The organism is Lentilitoribacter sp. EG35 (assembly GCF_040784015.1).
GTDB lineage: Bacteria > Pseudomonadota > Alphaproteobacteria > Rhizobiales > Rhizobiaceae > Lentilitoribacter.
In genome coordinates this window covers 761,105-774,483 of sequence record NZ_JBFNGQ010000001.1, presented here as the reverse complement: position 1 = coordinate 774,483, position 13,379 = coordinate 761,105, and the positions used below count along the sequence as shown (strand labels likewise).

Here is a 13,379-nt window from a genome sequence, read left to right as displayed (position 1 = left end):
GACTAGACGTCCGCAGCAACACGGACAGTTGTCATAGAATCAGGGTCTTGCACAGGTTCACCACGCTTAATTTGATCCACATTCTCCATACCTTCAATAACCTGTCCCCAAACAGTATATTGTTTATTCAAAAATCCAGCATCATCGAAGCAAATAAAGAACTGAGAATTAGCTGAATCAGGGTTCTGCGAACGCGCCATTGAGCACGTGCCACGGCTATGGTTCATGTTAGAGAATTCAGCTTTGAGATCAGGCTTATCAGACCCACCCATTCCAGTACCGGTTGGGTCACCAGTTTGCGCCATAAAACCATCGATCACACGATGGAAGACAATGCCATCGTAGAACTTATCACGTGCTAGCTCTTTAATGCGACCAACATGGCCGGGAGCCAAATCAGGAAATAATTCGATAACAACCTTACCCTTAGTTGTTTCCATGATCAGTGTATTTTCGGGGTCTTTAATTTCAGCCATTTGGCTACTCCTTCAATTTTAATTATTACTTGCCAACACGCACTGAAATCATGCGATCAGGGTTTTCAACAGCGCCACTTTGTCCAACGCCGCGCTTAATTCCATCAACAAATTCCATGCCTGAAACAACCTCACCAATAACTGTGTATTGACCGTCGAGGAAACGCCCCTCTTTAAACATGATAAAAAATTGAGAATTTGCAGAATTTGGGTTTTGTGAACGCGCCATGCCGACTACCCCACGCTCGTAAGGAATATCTGAAAACTCAGCAGGCAGGTTCGGTTTTGATGATCCCCCAGTTCCTGCACGATTAGGCGCAAAACCATCTTCCATATCGCCAAATTTCACATCACCTGTTTGAGCCATAAAACCGTCAATCACGCGGTGAAACGCAACATTGTTATACTCACCATCTGTGGCCAATGTTTTAATACGCTCAACATGCTTGGGAGCAACATCAGAACGAAGTTTGATAACAACGTCACCGCTTTTAAGTTCGATAGTTAGAAATTCATCAGCTTGAGCCAATGAAATTGAAAATGTGGCAATCATAAGTGTGCAAAATGCAATAAGAGCGTGACGCATATTGGATGTCCTTTGAATGAATTCGATTGGCTGTCGCATAAGTTAGAAAAAATGGCAAGCATGAACGGCGCTGCGGTTAGCGATTTCTTGATATTTGCGTTTTCAATGCCTGTTCAACATTAGATGGCACAAATGGCAAAATATCACCGTCCATCTTTGCTATTTGCCGGACCAATGTGGCTGTGATGTGACGAACCTTTGGCGAGGCCGGCAAAAACACAGTTTGAATATCGGATGCCATTGTCTGGTTCATTCCAACCATCTGCATTTCATAGTCAAAATCTGTGCCGTCACGCAAGCCACGAACAATTACATTTGCGCCAACGTCCTTGGCCACATCAACCAATAGGCCGGAAAAGGAAATAACTTCAACATCAGAAGAACGATCAGGCAATATATGAGCAACAGCTTCTAATATCATCTCAGAACGCTGTTCGAATGAGAATAGTGGCTGCTTCGTCGCACTAATGCCGACACCAATAACAAGCTTAGGTGTAATGTTTAAAGCCGACTTAATCACATCAAGATGACCATTGGTCATCGGGTCAAAAGAACCAGCAAAGAATGCTTTTTTCATTTTGTACCTTTCACCCAAAACAAGGTCATCATTCACTAAAAGTTCACTTACTACTAAGCATCACCCTGCTCAGATTGATCCACGATTGGCGCATCGACTTGATCTACAGAAGCTTCACCTTCCGATAGCGCATCATCTTCGCTATTGTCTGCAGGTTCACTAATGCAGTCAACAGAAACCACATTTTCTTTCTTCGCAGTTGAGAAAATCGTTACACCCTTTGTTGCCCGGCTTGCCATGCGTATACCATTGACTGGTACTCGAATAACTTGCCCGCCATCGGATACTAACATGATCTCATTCTTATCTTCGACTGGGAATGCGGAGACCAATTTACCAATAGTCGAAGTCTTAGAGGTATCTGTAGCCTTAATGCCTTTACCGCCACGACCCGAAATTCGGAACTCATATGTGGATGAGCGCTTACCATAACCTTTTGCGCTTACTGTTAGCACGAATTGCTCTCGAGCCTTTAACTCATCAAAGCGCTCTTGCGACAATTCACCCTCAACAAGATCCTCATCCTCAACTTCCAGAACAACTTCATCACCATCATCACCTTCAAGGCGGCGTTCGGCAGCTGCACGTTTGAGATAAGCTGTTCGCTCCCATGGCTCGGCATCAACATGACCAATAATTGTCATGGAAATAATGCTGTCTTTTTCCGCCAGATTAATACCACGAACACCAACAGAATTCCGCCCCGCAAATACGCGAATAGCAGTCACTGGGAACCGAATACATTGACCCAAAGCTGTCGTCAGCAAGACATCATCATGCTCGCTACAAGTTTCTACATTTAATATCTCATCGTCGTCATCAAGCTTCATCGCAATCTTGCCATTGCGATTAACCTGAACAAAGTCAGACAACTTGTTGCGTCTTACTGTGCCCCGGGTTGTTGCAAACATAACATCAAGCTGTGTCCAGCTTTCCTCATCTTCCGGAAGCGGCATGATAGACGTAATGCGCTCGCCCTGCTCCAGCGGCAGCATATTAATGAGTGCTTTGCCACGAGATTGCGGGCTGCCAATCGGCAAACGCCAAACTTTCTCTTTATAAACAATACCACGAGAAGAGAAAAACAACATCGGCGTATGCGTATTGGCGACAAACAGACGTGTGACGAAATCCTCGTCTTTGGTCGACATTCCTGAACGACCTTTACCACCACGACGCTGCGCCCGATAAGAGGCCAAAGGAACACGTTTGATGTAACCGCTATGTGATACGGTTACGACCATATCCTCACGCGCGATTAAATCTTCATCGTCCATATCTGGACCACCTTCCATGATTTCAGTTCGGCGCGGAACGCCAAACTCATCACGGATGGAAATCATCTCATCACGCACAATGCCCTGAATGCGCATACGAGAGCTTAAGATATCGAGATAATCTTTGATCTCTGCACCGATGGTATTCAATTCATCTGCAACTTCATCGCGACCTAGTGCTGTCAGGCGAGCCAAACGGAGTTCAAGAATAGCGCGAGCTTGCTCTTCAGAAAGATTATATGTTTTATCTTCATTAATACGGTGGCGCGGATCATCAATTAGAAGAATAAGAGATTCCACATCCTTAGCAGGCCAGCGCCGCTCCATAAGCTGTGCTCTAGCCGTTGCAGGATCTGGAGCCTTGCGGATCAAAGCAATAATTTCGTCAATATTCGCAACAGCAATCGCCAAACCAACCAAGACATGCGCTCGATCGCGAACTTTACGGAGCAAGAATTTAGTACGACGGCTGATAACTTCCTCACGGAAAGCCACAAAAGCTTTCAGCAAGTCCATAATATTGAGTAGCTCAGGCTTGCCGCCGTTTAGTGCAACCATATTAACGCCAAAAGACGTTTGTAGCTGCGTGTAGCGGAACAGTTGGTTAAGAATAACCTCAGGTACCGCATCACGTTTTAATTCAATAACAACCCGATAGCCTTGCCGATCAGATTCATCACGAAGATCGGAAATACCTTCAATGCGCTTATCACGCACAAGCTCAGCCATTTTCTCAATCATGGCAGCTTTATTTACCTGATAAGGAACCTCGGTAACAATGATTGCATTACGATCATTACGGATCGTTTCAAAATGCGTCTTACCACGCATAACAACAGAACCGCGCCCTGTTTCAAACGCGCTTTTAATACCTGCTCGACCTAGAATATGCCCACCAGTCGGAAAATCAGGACCCGGCACAATCTCCATGAGTTCCGGCAGTTCAATTGCAGGATTTTCCATGACCGCAATACAACCGTTTATGACCTCAACCAAATTGTGTGGTGGGATATTTGTCGCCATACCAACAGCAATACCGCCAGCACCGTTGACTAGAAGATTAGGAAAACGAGCGGGGACAACAGTTGGCTCACTACCGGAATTATCGTAAGTTTCTTGGAAATCGACGGTGTCCTTGTCAATATCTTCGAGCAAATCGTGAGCAAGCTTGGCAAGACGAGATTCCGTATAACGCATCGCAGCTGGCGGATCACCATCGATGGAACCAAAGTTGCCCTGTCCATCGACAAGCATCGCTCCCATCGACCAATCTTGGGCCATACGAACCATTGCATCATAGATCGACTGATCACCGTGAGGGTGATATTTACCCATCACATCACCGACAATACGTGACGATTTCACATATTTACGGTTCCAATGATAATTACCCTCATGCATCGCGTATAAAATACGGCGGTGAACAGGCTTCAATCCATCTCGGACATCGGGAAGAGCACGTGAAACAATTACGCTCATGGCATAATCAAGATACGAACGCTGCATCTCTTCTACGATTGATATTGGCTCGATACCCGGTGTTGGGTCGTTGTTTTCTGGTGTAGTTTGGTCGGTCAATTTAAACAGATCACTATTATTGGAATCAATCACCTTTTATAGCGCAGACAGTCTCCGCTTGCTAATATCTGTTTTACTTTAATAGGGGATAAGCCCATAAAGGCTGTTGAAAGATGGTTTAAGTGAAAAATTATACATTTAAAGCCATATCAAAACAGATATTTGCACGTGTCGGGGGTCTAAATTGTCATCAGATTTAATCATCAGCGCATTCACAACATTAATCATTATGTTTGACCCGCCGGGCATGGCCGCTATTTTCTTAGGTTTAACTGCTGATATGAGCCGCTCCGAACGGTTTCAGGTCGCCTTACGTGCCTGTGTGATCGCTTTAGCCCTGTTAGCTACATTCGCCATTCTCGGCTCAAAAATTCTTACGACTTTAGGGATCAGTCTTGGCGCATTCAGAATAGCTGGCGGGTTGCTACTATTTTGGATATCGTTTGAGATGTTATTCGAAAGGCGGCAAAAGCGGCAGGAAGCGAGCGCCGAAACAGCCATCACAAAAGACCACATCGCAAATATAGCCGTATTCCCACTTGCAATACCGCTTATTTCAGGCCCGGGCGCGATATCAGCTGTAATCTTGCTTTCAGCCTCATTTAAGGGCGTTGCAATGACATCAGCTTTGATTGGAGTTATAATCGCAGCCCTAATCGTGCTATTTATAAGTCTCGTGATAACAGACAGGCTGGATAAATTACTCGGCACAACAGGACGAATGATTCTGACACGTTTAATGGGTCTTGTTTTGGCAGCCTTATCAGTTCAATTTGTCGTTGATGGTATTAATTCAATTTGGACCTTCGGATAATATCAAACCAGAATCATCTCGGAAGCTCTAACTTGAACTCTTTGCCGCCATATTTATGAACACTATCATGAGCACGAATGAGTACATATTTCACGTCCTCAGGAATTTCGATATTTGATAATGACCGCGTAAATGGCTGCTCATTAACATGCGGGTGAGCGAGAACGCGCGTGCCCAATATGTTTCCATCTGAGTCAACCACGTCCCATTTATCAGCGTAATGATCCCAGCCCTCATCTGCATGCTTAACTGTCACTGAAAAACGGTAGCTGCCGCTAGCATTCTTCTCTGCCTTCACATCCAATACATCGACTTCTCCAGCGGTTGCGGAAAAGCTCGAAAATAAAATGATAAAACCGGAAATCAAAAGTCGCATATTACTCACACTTTGCTCGATGATCGTTTGAGATAACAATAGGCCATTAGGCAAACGAAATCATCTGACAATTGCGTTATCAAAAATGCCTGACTAAATATCCCGATCAAAACGGGATATCATCGTCCATATCATTAGAAAAGCCGCCAGAATCACCGGAACCACCAGGAATATTTCCACCACCTTGGTTACCGCCACCCTGACTTCCACCAAAGTTGCCTCCACCTTGGTTGCTACCAAAGTTACCTCCGCCACCTTGGTTATCGTTCCGGCCATCAAGCATTGTCAAAGTCGAGTTAAAACCCTGTAGCACGACTTCCGTCGAATATTTATCTTGCCCGTTTTGATCTTGCCATTTGCGTGTTTGCAACGCGCCCTCAAGATAAACTTTCGAGCCCTTTTTCAAATAGTTTTCCGCAACGCGGCATAGACCCTCAGAAAAGATTACAACACGGTGCCATTCTGTCTTATCTCGACGCTCGCCTGTATTTTTATCACGCCAGCTTTCCGATGTCGCGATTGAAAGATTAACAATCGGACGACCATCTTGTGTGCGCTTTACATCTGGATCAGCACCAAGATTGCCAACCAAAATAACTTTATTCACACTGCCCGCCATGTCAAAACCTTTCAAAATATACTAATTGCCAACGCTGAGTACGCTTAGCTACGCATTAACCCAGCTTAGTCGGTCATGTCCCACCACAAATCATCCTATTTATCTAAATCCACATATAAATATGAAATACTCAGAAAAAGGCTGGTTTGTTCTATTTTTGTTCTATATATCACAATGCGCAGTGTCAAGAGAATCAAATCTTGGATTAATTAAAACCAGTGCTCGACTTGAGCGTAAAGAAGAGTAATACCATCTATCTTCCAGTTGACATGTAATGGACCATTCATGAGCGAGTTAAAGACAATATCAGTACGTGGCGCGCGCGAACACAATCTCAAAAGCGTTGACATCGACCTCCCACGAAACAAACTAATCGTAATGACGGGGCTATCCGGCTCGGGCAAATCCTCACTCGCATTTGATACAATCTATGCTGAGGGTCAACGGCGCTATGTTGAAAGTCTATCTGCCTATGCACGCCAGTTTTTGGAAATGATGCAAAAACCGGACGTTGATCAAATTGAAGGCCTCTCTCCAGCAATTTCAATTGAGCAGAAGACAACAAGCCGTAACCCGCGTTCGACGGTCGGCACTGTCACTGAAATTTATGATTATATGCGCCTCTTGTTTGCTCGCGTCGGCGTTCCCTACTCGCCTACGACAGGCCTCCCGATTGAGAGTCAGACCGTAAGTCAGATGGTAGATCGCGTTCTGGAGCTAGAAGAAGGAACACGTCTTTATATACTTGCTCCGCTTATTCGCGGCAGAAAAGGCGAATATCGCAAAGAGATGGCTGAGTTGATGAAAAAAGGCTATCAACGCCTTAAGGTCGATGGCCAATATTACGAGATTGCTGACGTACCCGACCTTGATAAAAAATTCAAACATGACATCGATGTCGTGGTCGATCGTGTCGTGGTCCGTCCTGATAGCGCGGCGCGTTTGGCAGATAGTATAGAAACCTGTTTGAAGCTGTCAGAAGGTCTGGCAATAGCTGAATTTGCCGACAAACCTTTGCCTGATTCTGAAACCGCGTCGGGTTCAAAAAACAAATCAAAAAACGAAACACATGAACGCATAATATTTTCTGAGAAGTTTGCCTGTCCTGTGTCTGGCTTTACAATACCGGAAATCGAGCCTCGCTTGTTTTCGTTTAACAACCCATTTGGCGCTTGCCCCACTTGCGATGGACTGGGTAGCCAAAAAAAGATTAGCCCTGATTTAATCGTACCAGATCAAGGAAAAACTTTACGCGATGGAGCAATTGCACCTTGGTCTAAGTCTTCGTCACCGTACTATAAGCAAACGCTGGAAGCGCTTGGAAAACACTTTAATTTCAAAATGAGCGATTGCTGGTTTGAGTTAACAGAGACGGCGCAAAAGGCGATCCTAAACGGCACTAAAGACAAGATCGAATTCAACTATGATGACGGCCTGCGTTCTTATAAAACATCTAAAAATTTCGAAGGTATTATCCCCAATCTGGAGCGGCGCTGGCGCGAAACTGACAGCAACTGGGCTCGCGATGAAATTGAGCGTTACATGTCTCAAGCTTCCTGCCCTTCTTGCAAAGGCTTCCGCCTAAAACCTGAAACACTGGCAGTAAAACTTGACGGCAAACATATTGGCCAAGTTAGCCAAATGTCTATTCGCGGGGCTGGTGATTGGTTTGATTCTCTTCCATCAAAACTAAATGACAAGCAAATGGAAATAGCGGAACGTATTTTGAAGGAAATCCGCGAGCGTTTAAAATTCCTCAATGACGTTGGTCTTGATTACCTGACACTATCTCGAAATTCAGGCACCCTATCTGGTGGTGAGAGTCAGAGAATTCGGCTGGCATCTCAAATTGGTTCAGGCCTAACAGGCGTATTATATGTTTTGGATGAACCATCAATTGGCCTTCATCAACGCGACAATGCCCGCCTTCTTGATACCTTGCGTCACCTAAGAGATATCGGCAATACCGTGATTGTGGTTGAACATGATGAAGATGCGATTTTAACAGCAGATTATGTCGTTGATATTGGCCCAGCCGCAGGTATTCACGGAGGCGAAATCATTGCCAAAGGAACACCAAAACAAGTTATGGCAAGTAAGAAATCACTAACTGGCCAATATCTAACCGGTGCTATTGAAATACCAAATCGTGAAACACGACGAAAACCCGTAAAGGGAAGGCAAATCAAAGTGTTAGGGGCAAAAGCTAATAATTTAAAGAATGTAACAGCCCAAATCCCACTTGGCCTATTCACTGCGGTAACCGGCGTATCAGGTGGGGGAAAATCTACACTCCTTATTGAAACATTATATAAAGCTGCTGCGCGTCGAATCATGGGCGCACGCGATAATCCGGCTGCTCACGATCATATTGAGGGTTTTGAATTTATCGATAAAGTTATTGATATTGATCAATCTCCAATTGGTCGGACACCACGGTCAAATCCGGCGACTTATACAGGTGCCTTTACACCAATAAGAGAATGGTTTGCCGGATTACCAGAAGCTAAGGCTCGTGGTTACCAGCCTGGACGTTTTTCATTCAACGTAAAAGGCGGACGTTGCGAAGCATGCCAAGGTGATGGTGTTATAAAAATTGAAATGCACTTCCTGCCCGATGTGTATGTGACTTGTGATGTATGTCACGGCAAACGCTACAACAAAGAGACTCTCGACGTCATGTTTAAGGGTAAATCTATAGCCGATGTACTTGACATGACGGTCGAGGAAGGTTGCGTTTTTTTTGACGCCTTCCCTGCTGTTCGCGACAAGTTGGTCACTCTAAAACGGGTCGGACTTGATTATATCAAAGTTGGTCAACAGGCCACCACCCTTTCTGGTGGTGAAGCGCAACGCGTTAAACTCGCCAAAGAACTCTCAAAACGATCAACAGGTAAAACTCTGTATATATTAGATGAGCCAACCACCGGCCTACATTTTCATGACATCGCAAAACTGCTGGACGTATTGCAAGAACTGGTGGATCAAGGAAATTCTCTCGCGGTGATCGAACATAATCTCGAAGTTATTAAAAGTGCCGATTGGGTTATAGATCTTGGTCCTGAGGGCGGCGATGGCGGTGGAGAAATCGTAGCTACAGGCACACCAGAAGATGTGGCAAAAGTTGAACGTTCTTACACCGGGCAATTTTTGAAAGAACTATTTGAACGTCGCGCTAAGTAGATAAATTTTGGTTTCCAACGACAAAACTCTCAGGAGGCATTCATGAGAACAGGATATCAACCTATTACACCCTATCTTATCTGCAGGGATGCAAGTCGCGCGATTGATTTTTATGAAAAACATTTCAACGCACAAGAGATCTACAGGCTTGAATCTCCCGATGGAAAAATCATGCATAGCGAACTGGATTTTCAGAATTGCCGTATTATGATAAGTGATGAATTTGAGCAGATGGGCATCAAATCACCTTTATCATATAACGGAACACCAGTGTCCATAAACATCTATGTTGATGATATCGATACGACCTTTAACAATATGATATCAGACGGATGTAAAACTCTTACTCAGATTGAAAATCAGTTTCACGGCGATCGATCAGGAAAACTACAAGATCCATTTGGTCATATCTGGCACATAGCTAGCAATTTGGAAGATGTAGGTACCGAGGAAATCAAACGCCGATTCAATGAGATGATGAAAGGTTAAGCAATTTCCTCATTACCGATTATTTTTCACCCCCTCATACAGATTAAATTTTAGGCATTTGCTTATTTTTTAACCAGAGAAAACCCCATGATTGAGCGGACCATGCATTCTTAAGTCACATCCATTCTTATCATACTCACTTTTTTTGGTGTCAATTTTGCAAATAGTAAGAATTTTTATGAGGAAAATCAAAAATATCGCAACAAAATGAACAAAAAATCACTTATTTTTGTTTGACTAATCAAAACTGGCATGACTTGTGCTTAATAAATTACAGAGCGTGCAAATCACACGCCGTAACAGAAAAAGCGGAGAAGATTCTCTTATGAAGAAAATCGAAGCCATCATTAAGCCATTCAAGCTCGATGAAGTGAAGGAAGCCCTTCAAGAAGTCGGCTTGCAAGGAATCACAGTCACAGAAGCTAAAGGTTTTGGTCGCCAAAAGGGCCATACAGAGCTTTACCGTGGTGCTGAATATGTTGTTGACTTTTTACCTAAGGTTAAGGTGGAAATTGTATTAGGTGAAGACAATGTAGAAGCTGCAATTGAAGCCATTAGAAATGCCGCGCAAACGGGCCGCATTGGCGATGGAAAAATATTTGTATCACAGGTGGAAGAAGTCATTCGGATCCGTACCGGTGAAACAGGTATTGATGCCGTTTAATCTCAACTCATAGAAAAAATCATCGGCTGCTTTCAGCAGCTAAATTTTCGTCATACTGAATAAGGAATTGTAACATGACGACTGCTAAAGATATTTTAAAGCAAATCAAAGAAGAAGACATCAAGTTTGTTGATCTTCGTTTTTCTGACCCGCGCGGTAAGGTGCATCACGTAACGATGGACGTCAGCGTTGTTGATGAAGACATGTTCGCAGATGGCGTCATGTTTGATGGTTCATCAATTGAAGGCTGGAGAGCCATTAATGAATCAGACATGGTTATGATGCCTGATTGCTCAACATGCCACGTTGATCCGTTCTTCGCACAATCTACAATCGCAATTACATGCGACATCCTAGATCCAGTCACCGGCGAAGGTTACAACCGTGACCCACGCTCAATTGCGAAAAAAGCTGAAGCTTACATGCAGGCGTCCGGTGTTGGTGATACTGTTTATGTGGGGCCAGAGCCAGAATTCTTCATCTTTGATGATGTTAAGTTTAAAGCTGACCCATACAACACAGGGTTCAAACTCGATTCAACTGAATTGCCAACAAACAATGACACTGACTATGAGACAGGCAACCTTGGTCACCGTCCGCGCGTAAAAGGCGGTTATTTTCCATTACCACCAGTAGATTCTGAGCAAGACATGCGTTCAGAAATGTTGACTGTGATGAAGGAAATGGGGGTAAAAGTTGAGAAGCACCACCACGAAGTGGCGGCAGCTCAACACGAACTTGGTGTCATGTTTGATGAAATGACAATCAATGCTGATAAAGTTCAGATCTACAAATATGTTGTGCACCAAGTTGCAAACGCCTACGGCAAAACGGCAACATTTATGCCTAAACCAGTATATGGCGATAACGGCACAGGCATGCACGTTCACCAGTCCATCTGGAAAGATGGAAAGCCAACATTTGCTGGTGATGAATATGCAGGTCTTTCTGAAAACTGCCTATACTATATTGGCGGCATCATTAAGCACGCTAAAGCACTTAACGCCTTTACAAACCCAACAACAAACTCCTACAAGCGTCTGGTTCCTGGCTACGAAGCCCCTGTTCTACTTGCATATTCTGCACGTAACCGTTCAGCGTCTTGTCGCATTCCATTTGGTTCATCACCAAAATCAAAACGTGTAGAAGTTCGTTTCCCAGATCCAATGGCTAACCCATACCTTGCATTCGCAGCAATGCTTATGGCTGGCCTAGATGGCATCAAAAACAAAATCCATCCGGGCAAACCAATGGATAAAGACCTTTACGATCTTCCTCCGAAAGAACTTAAGAAGATCCCGACAGTATGTGCGTCATTGCGTGAGGCTCTTGAAGCACTCAACAAAGATCGCAAATTCTTGACTGCTGGCGGTGTATTTGATGATGATCAAATTGATTCATACATCGAATTGAAAATGGAAGAAGTTATACGTCTCGAACACACTCCGCATCCGGTTGAGTTCGACATGTATTACTCTGCATAATCTTTAAATTATAAATACGAAAAGCCCCGTTGGAAACATCGGGGCTTTTTATATTTTGCGATTAAGCCGCAGCTCTCTCTCGTTGAAAAGTGGCCGTCAGGTATGTGCTTATAGCGGGCGAAAGCGACAGATAAAGCACAAAAAGTGGCGTGAAATATGTTCGTGTGTCGGGGATGGGAAACACAACAAATTTTCCACCAAGACCAATTAAACACCCCCAGAATAGTAGATTAGCAGTTTTGTCCACCTGAACATCCGAGCGCCACAATATATAACGCATTAGAACAGCCAGAAAAGTAAGCACCAACCAACTCTGTTGGATAAGTGAGTATGTAATACCTCTTACTAACGCAGTAAAATAGTAGATAATATTAAAATCGGGATCAAAGCCGATAAGGGTTTCTGAATACGTATTGAGTGAGAACATAAAATGCGTCCACCAACCAGGATGACCCGCTGCACCAGTTAATACTGGATACAATAATAATGCTCCGATAGTCGCTACGGCTGGCACAACTGCCCGCCCTCCGAACAATACCAACGCCAATACCAATCCTATGAGGACGATCAATAATTCCGGCCTAATCGCAAAACTGATGAGAAACAGCGATGTCGCAATAATAATTGAAAGCCACGATGAGCTGCGCCAATAAACATATGCTCCCAGAGAGAATATTGCCGCTTGAACGATGTCAGGTCCGCCATTGCGCATAAGTTCCGCATAGCCTGTAAATGCAAATAATCCGACAAATAATGGAGCCAATACCAATGCTCCCGCCGACCAAAGCCATGCTATTACTACCACACCCAGAACGAGGCCAGCTACAACTGACATGGTGTTCATGACTTTTACACCACCGAGGAATGGCTTAAGCACTCGTATCGCTTCAATATAAAGATATTTGACTTTATACATCACCAACATAGACCCAAATGCTTCCGCATCGGTAGATTGTCGCAGTCGATAACTATCTCCCTCCGCTAATTCCTTGTATTCTGCGGGCGAAACACTATTTTTTACCTTGGCATATACCTCTTTATGGACAGTTTTGATATCTTTATCACCTTCCACCATTTCGGCGGAGGCAAGATAGGCGATCATATCCCAATTAACGGAAGGCTGCGTGACAGAATAAACTGCTGTGAGCGCAACAAATCCGACCAGGAACAGAGCCCCCAGCCACGCACTCAATTGACCAAGTTTTTTATCACACCAAATCAAGAGAGGCGTGAAAACACTTCTGACTATATTGCTA

12 protein-coding genes are annotated in these 13,379 nt (G+C 44.2%); 5 read left to right on the top strand and 7 right to left on the bottom strand.

Translation table 11 applies throughout. The annotated features are described in order from the left end of the window. Positions 1-2: 2 nt before the first annotated feature. From AB2J24_RS03595 to gyrA, 4 genes are all read right to left on the bottom strand, one after another. Positions 3-476 (bottom strand): peptidylprolyl isomerase, encoded by a 474-nt coding sequence (locus AB2J24_RS03595; RefSeq protein ID WP_162652291.1) that lies wholly within the window; start codon positions 474-476, stop codon positions 3-5. 25 nt (positions 477-501) lie between these two features. Next, on the bottom strand, positions 502-1,062 hold the full coding sequence (locus tag AB2J24_RS03590) for a peptidylprolyl isomerase (protein ID WP_162652292.1): 561 nt from the start codon (positions 1,060-1,062) through the stop codon (positions 502-504). Positions 1,063-1,138: 76 nt separating this feature from the next. Further along, positions 1,139-1,639, bottom strand: coding sequence for a pantetheine-phosphate adenylyltransferase (coaD, locus tag AB2J24_RS03585; RefSeq protein ID WP_162652293.1), 501 nt, complete (start codon positions 1,637-1,639; stop codon positions 1,139-1,141). 53 nt (positions 1,640-1,692) lie between these two features. Further along, positions 1,693-4,494, bottom strand: a complete 2,802-nt coding sequence (gene gyrA / locus AB2J24_RS03580; protein WP_367384452.1) for a DNA gyrase subunit A — start codon at positions 4,492-4,494, stop codon at positions 1,693-1,695. Positions 4,495-4,678: 184 nt separating this feature from the next. Here gyrA and AB2J24_RS03575 point away from each other — a divergent pair, with 184 nt between their 5' ends. Next, positions 4,679-5,308, top strand: a complete 630-nt coding sequence (locus AB2J24_RS03575; RefSeq protein WP_162652295.1) for a MarC family protein — start codon at positions 4,679-4,681, stop codon at positions 5,306-5,308. Positions 5,309-5,321: 13 nt separating this feature from the next. On the opposite strand, the gene AB2J24_RS03570 is transcribed toward AB2J24_RS03575, so the two are convergent. Next, positions 5,322-5,684 (bottom strand): hypothetical protein, encoded by a 363-nt coding sequence (locus tag AB2J24_RS03570; RefSeq protein ID WP_162653587.1) that lies wholly within the window; start codon positions 5,682-5,684, stop codon positions 5,322-5,324. A gap of 106 nt (positions 5,685-5,790) precedes the next feature. Beyond that, the gene (locus AB2J24_RS03565) at positions 5,791-6,303 is read right to left on the bottom strand and encodes a single-stranded DNA-binding protein (RefSeq protein WP_367384451.1); all 513 of its coding nucleotides are present in this window, start codon (positions 6,301-6,303) and stop codon (positions 5,791-5,793) included. Between the two features lie 285 nt (positions 6,304-6,588). On the opposite strand from AB2J24_RS03565, the gene uvrA reads away from it, so the two are divergent. The 4 genes from uvrA (at position 6,589) to glnA (ending at position 12,123) form a co-directional block, all read left to right on the top strand. Continuing rightward, positions 6,589-9,486, top strand: a complete 2,898-nt coding sequence (uvrA, locus tag AB2J24_RS03560; RefSeq protein WP_367384450.1) for an excinuclease ABC subunit UvrA — start codon at positions 6,589-6,591, stop codon at positions 9,484-9,486. Positions 9,487-9,528: 42 nt separating this feature from the next. Continuing rightward, positions 9,529-9,975, top strand: coding sequence for a VOC family protein (locus AB2J24_RS03555; protein ID WP_367384449.1), 447 nt, complete (start codon positions 9,529-9,531; stop codon positions 9,973-9,975). 325 nt (positions 9,976-10,300) lie between these two features. Then, positions 10,301-10,639 (top strand): P-II family nitrogen regulator, encoded by a 339-nt coding sequence (locus AB2J24_RS03550; RefSeq protein ID WP_162652298.1) that lies wholly within the window; start codon positions 10,301-10,303, stop codon positions 10,637-10,639. 74 nt (positions 10,640-10,713) lie between these two features. After that, positions 10,714-12,123 carry a type I glutamate--ammonia ligase gene (glnA, locus tag AB2J24_RS03545; protein ID WP_162652299.1) on the top strand — a complete coding sequence of 470 codons (1,410 nt, stop codon included), beginning with the start codon at positions 10,714-10,716 and terminating at the stop codon, positions 12,121-12,123. 61 nt (positions 12,124-12,184) lie between these two features. On the opposite strand, the gene AB2J24_RS03540 is transcribed toward glnA, so the two are convergent. Continuing rightward, positions 12,185-13,315, bottom strand: a complete 1,131-nt coding sequence (locus AB2J24_RS03540) for a hypothetical protein (protein WP_367384448.1) — start codon at positions 13,313-13,315, stop codon at positions 12,185-12,187. Positions 13,316-13,379: the final 64 nt, after the last annotated feature.

What these genes read in the sequence shown, in the direction of transcription:
- AB2J24_RS03570 (WP_162653587.1), bottom strand. Translation starts at nt 5,684, where the DNA reads ATGCGACTTTTGATTTCCGGTTTTATCATTTTATTTTCGAGCTTTTCC.
- uvrA (WP_367384450.1), top strand. Translation starts at nt 6,589, where the DNA reads ATGAGCGAGTTAAAGACAATATCAGTACGTGGCGCGCGCGAACACAAT.
- AB2J24_RS03555 (WP_367384449.1), top strand. Translation starts at nt 9,529, where the DNA reads ATGAGAACAGGATATCAACCTATTACACCCTATCTTATCTGCAGGGAT.
- AB2J24_RS03565 (WP_367384451.1), bottom strand. Translation starts at nt 6,303, where the DNA reads ATGGCGGGCAGTGTGAATAAAGTTATTTTGGTTGGCAATCTTGGTGCT.
- AB2J24_RS03550 (WP_162652298.1), top strand. Translation starts at nt 10,301, where the DNA reads ATGAAGAAAATCGAAGCCATCATTAAGCCATTCAAGCTCGATGAAGTG.
- AB2J24_RS03590 (WP_162652292.1), bottom strand. Translation starts at nt 1,062, where the DNA reads ATGCGTCACGCTCTTATTGCATTTTGCACACTTATGATTGCCACATTT.
- AB2J24_RS03595 (WP_162652291.1), bottom strand. Translation starts at nt 476, where the DNA reads ATGGCTGAAATTAAAGACCCCGAAAATACACTGATCATGGAAACAACT.
- coaD (WP_162652293.1), bottom strand. Translation starts at nt 1,639, where the DNA reads ATGAAAAAAGCATTCTTTGCTGGTTCTTTTGACCCGATGACCAATGGT.
- glnA (WP_162652299.1), top strand. Translation starts at nt 10,714, where the DNA reads ATGACGACTGCTAAAGATATTTTAAAGCAAATCAAAGAAGAAGACATC.